At 68.0% G+C, this 366-nt stretch carries 1 tRNA gene; it reads right to left on the bottom strand.

The features are described from left to right. Positions 1–5: 5 nt before the first annotated feature. Positions 6–82 (bottom strand) — tRNA-Met (locus IHV25_RS10260). Between the last annotated feature and the right edge of the window lie 284 nt (positions 83–366).

Raw genomic sequence — 366 nt, 5'->3', positions numbered from 1 at the left:
TTTTTTGGTTGCGGGGAGAGGATTTGAACCTCTGACCTTCAGGTTATGAGCCTGACGAGCTACCGGGCTGCTCCACCCCGCGTCAAGGGTGCTGTGTGCGAGTGGCCGTGAGGCCTGTCTCCGGTTTCCGGCGACGGCTCCTGCGCTGCGCTAGGGAGGCCTCCGGAGGGGCGGCACCGCCTGTACCCTGAGGAGGCGCTGTGCGGGTCCGTCTGTTCCCCGTGTGTGCTCCCTGTGTCGGGGAAGCGTCTCGGGGTCTGTGGCGCCTTTGGGGCGTCGTGCGAGGCCCTGGGGCCCTGCGTGTTGGCCGTTGGGCCGGTGTGTGCGCCTGTCGTTTTCCGTGGTCCGCCCGCCGTGGCCCTTCTG

Source organism: Phaeovibrio sulfidiphilus, from assembly GCF_014861485.1.
Classification (GTDB): Bacteria; Pseudomonadota; Alphaproteobacteria; order Rhodospirillales; family Rhodospirillaceae; genus Phaeovibrio; species Phaeovibrio sulfidiphilus.
This window is presented reverse-complemented; position numbering and strand designations above follow the sequence as displayed.